General features: G+C 55.6%; 4 protein-coding genes and 1 pseudogene. All 5 read right to left on the bottom strand.

Annotated elements, in window-relative coordinates:
- Positions 1-116: 116 nt before the first annotated feature.
- Complete coding sequence (locus CXK94_RS22100) at positions 117-2,585, bottom strand: type I restriction endonuclease subunit R (protein ID WP_102895889.1); 2,469 nt, start codon at positions 2,583-2,585, stop codon at positions 117-119.
- Between the two features lie 69 nt (positions 2,586-2,654).
- Positions 2,655-3,566: a hypothetical protein gene (locus CXK94_RS22095; RefSeq protein ID WP_102895888.1), complete on the bottom strand. Its 912-nt coding sequence runs from the start codon at positions 3,564-3,566 to the stop codon at positions 2,655-2,657.
- Positions 3,563-4,135: a DUF6932 family protein gene (locus tag CXK94_RS22090; protein WP_102895887.1), complete on the bottom strand. Its 573-nt coding sequence runs from the start codon at positions 4,133-4,135 to the stop codon at positions 3,563-3,565. The genes CXK94_RS22095 and CXK94_RS22090 overlap by 4 nt, the downstream gene beginning before the upstream one ends.
- Before the next feature lie 3 nt (positions 4,136-4,138).
- The gene (locus CXK94_RS22770) at positions 4,139-6,487 is read right to left on the bottom strand and encodes an N-6 DNA methylase (protein ID WP_258005992.1); all 2,349 of its coding nucleotides are present in this window, start codon (positions 6,485-6,487) and stop codon (positions 4,139-4,141) included.
- A gap of 91 nt (positions 6,488-6,578) precedes the next feature.
- Positions 6,579-7,118, bottom strand: a pseudogene (locus CXK94_RS22765) (N-6 DNA methylase); the annotation flags it as partial.
- Positions 7,119-7,423: the final 305 nt, after the last annotated feature.

Below are 7,423 nucleotides of genomic sequence, written 5' to 3'. Positions count from 1 at the left end.
TCGTATAACTGAACAGCTCGTTTTGTTTGAGGTCGAGTCCACGCATCGGCTTGGGCTGGCTTCGGCAGAAGAGGATGGCCGCCATTTTGCCAGAGCCACGCGGGCTCTGGCTTTTTTCAACGGCCTGTTAGGTCGATGTAGTCGCCACTAGCAAGCTTCACCTCGTCGCGCACCTTGGTGAAGTGATCAACCTCATCCTTGATCTCGCTGATTTCCCTGGCGCTATAGCCCGCCTCTTCCAACTCGTTTGCCAGATTGCCGAAGCAACGAATCAGTGCGGAGGTCATCTTGTACAGGTTCAGGCGCTTCGGCTCGTTGGCCTTGAGCACCTCGGCATTACCTGAGTCGGTGCCACAGAAGAAGCGGAGATAGGCAGGCGTGTCCTTGGGCTTCTCTACCGGTTCGCACAGGGCCTTGATCGCCTCGCGGGCTTCCTCCAGGTCTTCCTGGGCCTTGCTCAGCCGGTCTTCCAGCAGGCCTGCCACATCGGCCTTGTCGTAGCCGTCCAGTGCACCGCTGGTGTAGTCGCCGATGGCGCCTTCCAGCTGCTTGAACAAGTCCTTGTAGTCGATGATGTAACCGTATTGCTTGTCCTCACCATCCAGGCGGTTGACCCGGCAGATGGCCTGGAACAGGCCGTGATCGCGCATCTGTTTGTCGATGTAGAGGTAGGTCGCGGAAGGCGCGTCGAAGCCGGTCAGCAGCTTGTCCACCACGATGAGCAGGCGCATCTGGCCAGGCTCCTTGATGAAGCGCTGCTTCACCTCCTTCTCGAAGGTTTCCGGGTCTTTGTCGCCCAGCATCTGGTTGTAGATTTCGTACTGGCGCAGCTTCTCGGTCAGCCCCTCTCCGGTGGCCTCGCCCTTGATATCCGCTGGCGAAGGCTTGTAACTGGTGACGATGGCGCACTTGTCGCCCATCCCGGCCTTGCAGAACAGCTCATAGCACTTGCAGGCCTCGAAGATGCTGCTGGTCACCAGCATCGCATTGCCCCGGCCATCGGCCAGGCGGTGCTTGGTGGCCATGTCGAGCAGGATGTCGGCGACGATCTTCTCCAGCCGTGACTGGCTGGACAGCACTTTCTGCATAGTGCCCCAGCGCTGCTTGAGCTGCGCCTTGGCCAGGTCGTTCAACCCCTTGGTCTTGGCCTCGAACCACTGATCGATCTTCTGCTGTGAGGTGATGTTCTGGTCGATGTCGCGGGCTTCATAGCGCAGGTCGAGTACCACGCCATCGGACACCGCTTCGTCGAATTTGTAGGTGTGGATGTAGCGACCAAACACCTCGATGCTCTTCTGCTTGTCGGCCTTGAGCAGCGGCGTGCCGGTGAAACCGATAAATACGGCATTGGGCAGGATGGCTTTCATCGCCTTGTGAAGCTCACCGGACTGGGTGCGGTGGCACTCGTCAACGAACACATAGAGGTCGCCCTTAGCGCGGAAGTCTGGCGGCAGACTCTTGCGCAGCTCCTCTACAAAATTTTCTACATCGGCATCCTCGCGGGTGCCGAACTTGTGGATCAGCGAACACAGCAGCCAGGGAGATGGCTGGTTGAGCTTGACGATCAGATCGGCACCACTGGTGGTGCGCACGATCTGCTCATTGACGCCGGTAAACACCTTCTCGATCTGCTCATCCAGCTCGGTGCGGTCGGTGATGATCAGCACCCGCGAGTCCTGGATGTTTTCCCGAATCCACTTGGTCAGCCAGACCATGGTCAGCGACTTACCCGAGCCCTGGGTGTGCCAGATGATCCCGCCCTCGCGCCGACGCAGGTAGCGCTGCGCCTCGCGGATACCGAAGTACTGGTTGTGCCGGCAGAGCTTCTTCACCCCGCTGTCGAAGACGATGTAGTCGTGGATCAGCTCCAGAAAGCGCGCCTTGTTACACAGCTGAAGCAGATGCCGATCCAGCAGATTCTCGGCTGGCGCGCCTTCCGAGCTTTCCTCTTTCCAGGTCAGGTAGTACTTCTCACCGGTCTGGATCGTGCCGTAGCGCAGGCCCTGGGTATCGTTGCCGGCCATCACGTACTGCATGGTGGAGAAGAACGGCTGGATAAATTCGGCCTTCTGGTTATCCAGGTTCTGCCGGATGCCCTCGTTCACTGCCACCTTGGAACGTTTGAGCTCCAATACGCCTAGGGCAATGCCGTTCACATAGAGCACGATATCCGGGCGCTTGGTCTTGGCCTTGGCATCAGCGCCCTTGACGGTGACTTCCTCGGCGATGGCGAAGTGATTGCGCTCAGGGTACTTCCAGTCGATCAGCCATACCGTCTGGGTGTTTTCACCGACCTCGGGCTTGATCTTCACGCCATAGCGCAGCAGCTCGTAGACCGCCCTATTGCGGTCATACAGGCCCTTGCTGGCGTCGTTGGCTACCCGATTAAGCTCGAAGATGGCGCGACTGGCCAGGTTGGCCTCTACGCCTTGCCCCAGCAACCAGTTGCGCAGCAGCTCAGGCTCGATATTGGCGTTGTTCGGTCGTTCGGCCCAGTCGCCCTGGTACTCGTAGCCCAGCTGCTGCCGGAACAGCGCTACTACACGTTGCTGGGTCTTTTTCTCGATCTGGCCGACGATGCTCATCAGTCGTTTCCTTTCGCTTCTGCTGTGTACGTCTTTGCACCGACAGGCTATGAATTAGGCTCGAGTCCTCTACGGGGTAATCGATGCCAGATCTAACAGCGTGAAGCGCGGTCGTCCTTGCCCAACACGGATGACATGTAAGCTCACCTGTACATGTTTGTGTAGCCACTCCCGATTCAAAATATCGGGATCCTCGATGGCAGGGTCGACCTTGCCTTTTATAACGCCAGATTGATCACTAAGTTTGAATTCAAAAGTTCTGGCGCTAGGCAGAACTCCTTGAAACTCCCCACGGTAAGACTCCTGCTGCTCCTGAATATTTTCATCTTGTAAGCGTTCTACTGAGGATTGGAGTTGATGGATGTCGCTGAAACGGAAAAAGCGATCTTTAAATTCCAGACCACACCAAGCATCTTGCTGTGCTAGATAGCCAAGGAATTCAGCGACCTTTCTTACTGCTCTTGGGTGAATTTCTTCGACCAGTTCCGCTACATCATCGTCGGAGCCTTCGGCAGTCGTGCGTAATAGCGCTTGAATTTTCTCTAGAGCCTCTTCACCTTTTTCTGGCTCTGGAAAGAGATCTTCCTGTATGGGTGGCAACTCAAACTCGAAGCCAAAAGAGCCTATAGCCGTGCCTGTGATTAGTAATAGATTTCTGCCTTTGTCCGGAATTGGCCCCATAAAGTTAAGGCTTTTATTTAAACTTGCGGCTACGGCAGCAAATGCATCGGTAAAAGCGCCAGAAGCTTTGCTGGCAAAATCAGCGGAAATTCCATGGCTACCTACAACCGGACGCCCTCTAAAAGTTAGACGTGCTTTCTCAAGCACATGACTAATAGGACATTGTGCAAGGGCTGTCTCGGCTGTGATCAAGCGTTCTTCGAAGGCAATTCTTTCGATGACATTCTCGCTCGGAATTCTGGCTAGAATATCCCGGAGTTCTTTTATTTCCGACTCAAGAGATGAACGAGATGTACTCATTTGGCCGTCTCCTGTGGATATTTTTGACTCAGAATTCGCCGAGCTTCGCTATCTTCATCAGGCTTCAAATTAATTTGAACAAAGCCTTTCCACAGGCCGTCTCGGCGATGCGACCACATGCTGTACCAGTAGCTGATCTGGCGCACTTGCCGGGTATCCGTTGGCTCTCCTAGCACATAAGGATAGGCATCTACTTTATAGGTCGCTTTTACATGGGTATTGCTAAGCAAATTACGTGCTTTCGCGAAAAGAGAGACTTGAGTCTCCCCCGTTGGCAGATGGAAATAGGTCACTACATCTACGTCATTTGGGGGGCGTGTTTCATGGTTTTCAACGTCCTGCATGAAACTGCCGTCCACCCACTGAAACCCGTTTTTCAGTCCTGCGCCATGAAGTGCTGCACGGTAGTCGAGGAAACCTTTCAAGATTTCAGTGCGCTCAGGCGTAAAAGCAAACTGTTCAATAAAGTCGCAAAGCCCCACCTCATAGGGCGAGCGATCTGAGCTATGCCCTGGTTGTTGAGGTCGTATAGGAGGCAATACGCCAGCCATCGTCCATGCGGGAATCATCCATCACGCTCCTTGATTTGTTAGGCGGATTCTACCAGTTAGCAGTTCCTGCATCATGCCCTGCTTGAGCTGGCATGCCTTATCTCGGCGGGCTTCGAGGGCGGCGAGTTCGTCATCCACATCTGAGAGGACTTCCACAATAGCTTTTTGCTCTTCAATCGTAGGGGGAGCATAAAACTTAAAGTTTTTCATATCGCTTGCGTACAAATGATACACGGTTGATCCTGTCACAAGACTCAATACCTGCTCCTCTTGATAGCGAATAATATAACTAAGAAAAGTTCCGTCAATCGACTTATCAAGGCGAATTATGAGGATATCCCCACCAACAACTACCCCGCCAGATAAAATACAGCTTGCCTTGGCAAGCCCTCGTGGCGTTACATCTGAAGTTGGCATTAGCACGTCGCCCTCTTCCGAAAAGACACAGCCATCCACCCAGTCGGTCTGGCTAAGCGTACGCATGATGCGTTCGCCATATTGCGTAAAAAGCTCACCATAATGAATGCAAGGTTGTGCACCGCCTAGCACCAATGCAGATTTTGGCAAACCTTTTCCTTTAAAAAATCGTGCAACGTCCCCAAGCCGCTTCATCTCCCACTCACCACCAAATCCTGGAAGGCGGGCTTGTCCTGTAAGGAGCTGATGAACTGCTACTCCTTTCATCCCTTTTACGTGCTTCGAAACACGAGTTGATGCAGTAGAAAGCTCCTCATCAAGCTGCGAAAGAGTTTTCTCATAGCGCTCGGCAAGTTCACGGATTCGCTTGGTCAATGTCTGGGAAACGCGATCCAGCTCGCTCTGCACATCGGCTTGCAGGGTAGCCAGCCATTTGTCGTCCACCACCAGGGTTTTCAACTCGGCTTCACTGAGCAGGCCATAGTGGGCCTGCACCTTGGCATCCAGCGTCTTCTGCGCGGCTTTGACCTTTTTGCCAGCCTCGGCCTCACGCTCGATGAGTGCTAAACACTGCTCCAGCGCTTGTCGTTCTTCATCGGCGTCGCGCTCGTGCTTGATGGCTCTCAGGCGTGCTTTGACGCTCGCGGCGGTGAGCTTGCCCTTGTCAGTCTTGCCTTCAACTAATGGGCCGTCTTCCCCGCCCTGTTCTTCGTCCAGCTCTTCCAACTCGCGACTGATGGCGTCGCGTTTGGCTCCCATCTCGGTAATGGCAGCGGCTTCACTGGAGTAGTAGCGGCGCACAATCAGTTCGGGCGGTAGCAGGTCGGTATTAGGTTCGCCTTGGCTTTGGCCACTAGCAATAAGTGGCCGCCAGCCATCGATCACCAGTTGGTACACGTCATCCTGCATGGTGGCGTACCAATAGTCTTGGAGGTGCTGGTAGACGTCGTAGGCATCCAACAGCGGAGCCGCCTCGAAGCGGTGAAGCAGGTCTTCGGCCAGGGTATTGAGCAGCGCCTTGGGCCGGTCGCCAATGGTGATGCTTTGCAGGCGCGGTCGGTGCTCGTTGCGCCAGGCATCGAACAGGCCCGCCACGGTCTGGCGGAAGGCATCGAATTCGGGGTGGCCGAAGATGGTCGGCTTGATCTCGCTGATGGCGACCTTGAGGCTGAGGTAACCGGGGCGCAGGGGCTCGAACAGTGCGCCGCACAGGTTAGGCATCACCTGCCAGTAGGCATGCAGGGCGTCGATATCACGCTCGGGAATGCCGCCATGCAGGTGGGCCTCGATGTCCTGAAGATCCTCTGCTTCGCTGGTGTCGATATAGCGCGGGATATTCAGGTTGAAGTCGTTGGCTTCGATCTCAGCCATTGGCACCAGTCGTGCGAATTTCTCCACCTCAATCTGCTGGGTGAAGGTATCGACGATCTTGTGGATGTCCTGCTCACGCAGACGGTTCTTGTTGCCGTCCTTGATAAAACCCTTGCTCGCGTCGATCAGGAACAGGCCCTTGCGACCAGCACTGCCTTCCTTGTCCAGCACGATGATGCAGGCAGGAATGCCGGTGCCATAGAACAGGTTGGCGGGCAGGCCGATGATGCCTTTGATATAGCCCTGCTGGAGGATGCGCTTGCGGATCACCCCTTCGGCACCGCCCCGGAACAGCACACCATGGGGCAGAATCACCGCCGCTTTGCCGGTGCTCTTCAGCGAAGTGAGCATGTGCAGGAGGAAGGCGTAGTCGCCGTTCTTCTCAGGCGGAATGCCGTAGCTAAAGCGGCTGTACTCATCCTCTGCCGGGTTGAAGCCATTGCTCCAGGCCTTGGTTGAGAACGGCGGGTTGGCGACGATAAAGTCGAACAGCTTGAGGTTGCCCATCGAGTCTTTGAAATGCGGTGCGGACAGGGTGTTGTCCTTCCAGATTTCCGCCGTGGGGCAGTCGTGCAGAATCATGTTCATCTTGGCCAAAGCGCTGGTGGCGTTTGTCCATTTCCTGGCCGTAGATGGCCAGATCTAGGCCGGTGACGCTCTTGGCTTCGTCGTGCGCTTTGAGCAGCAGCGAACCCGAACCGCAGGTCGGGTCATAGATGCTCTGCTTGCTGTCGGTGGCACCGGCCAGGCCAATGACCTGCGCCATAATCCGCGACACTTCAGCCGGGGTGTAGAACTGCCCCTTGCTCTTGCCGGACTCGGTGGCGAAGTGGCGCATTAGGTATTCGTAGGCATCGCCAAGGATATCGTCACCCTGAGCGCGGTTGCTGCGGAAATCCAGCCCCGGCGAGTTGAAGATGCTGACCAGGTTGGAGAGGCGGTCGACCATCTCCTTGCCCTTACCGAGCTTCTCCTGGTCGTTGAAGTCGGCCACGTCGATAACGCCGGTGAGGTTATTGGCCTCAGCCAGGCGGGCGATGATCTGGTTGATCTTGTCGCCGATCTCCTTGTCGCCCTTGAGCGCCACCATATCGGCAAAGCTGCCGCCTTCCGGCACCTCGATCAGCGAGTTGGGATCGCCTGCGTATTTGTCCGAGACGTATTTGACGAACAGCAGTACCAGGACGTAGTCCTTGTACTGCGAGGCATCCATCCCGCCACGCAGCTCGTCACAGGATTTCCAGAGGGATGAATAGAGTTCGGACTTCTTGATGGCCATTGGGCGTACTACCTTGCAATGCGGAATGGCAGGTAGCAGCGGGTCTGGGCCTCGTCCGCGTCCCTGCCGAAAGGATGGAGTGAGGGTATCAGAAATGCGGAGCAGCCTCTCCGTAAGCGTCCAGCCAAGTCATCTTCCGAAGCTGTATCACATGGTGCACGGGTAGGCTGTATCACATGCTGCACGCCTACTCTGTATCACACGCTGCACGCATAAAAATCAGTGCGAGACTATTACGG

Source organism: Stutzerimonas stutzeri, assembly GCF_002890915.1.
In the GTDB taxonomy this organism is placed as follows: Bacteria; Pseudomonadota; Gammaproteobacteria; order Pseudomonadales; family Pseudomonadaceae; genus Stutzerimonas; species Stutzerimonas stutzeri_AF.
The sequence above is the reverse complement of the archived record's forward strand: the minus strand, read 5'-3'. Positions and strand labels throughout refer to the sequence as shown.

Coding starts and splice junctions, on each gene's coding strand:
- CXK94_RS22100 (WP_102895889.1), bottom strand. CDS start 2,585: ATGAGCATCGTCGGCCAGATCGAGAAAAAGACCCAGCAACGTGTAGTA.
- CXK94_RS22095 (WP_102895888.1), bottom strand. CDS start 3,566: ATGAGTACATCTCGTTCATCTCTTGAGTCGGAAATAAAAGAACTCCGG.
- CXK94_RS22090 (WP_102895887.1), bottom strand. CDS start 4,135: ATGATTCCCGCATGGACGATGGCTGGCGTATTGCCTCCTATACGACCT.
- CXK94_RS22770 (WP_258005992.1), bottom strand. CDS start 6,487: ATGATTCTGCACGACTGCCCCACGGCGGAAATCTGGAAGGACAACACC.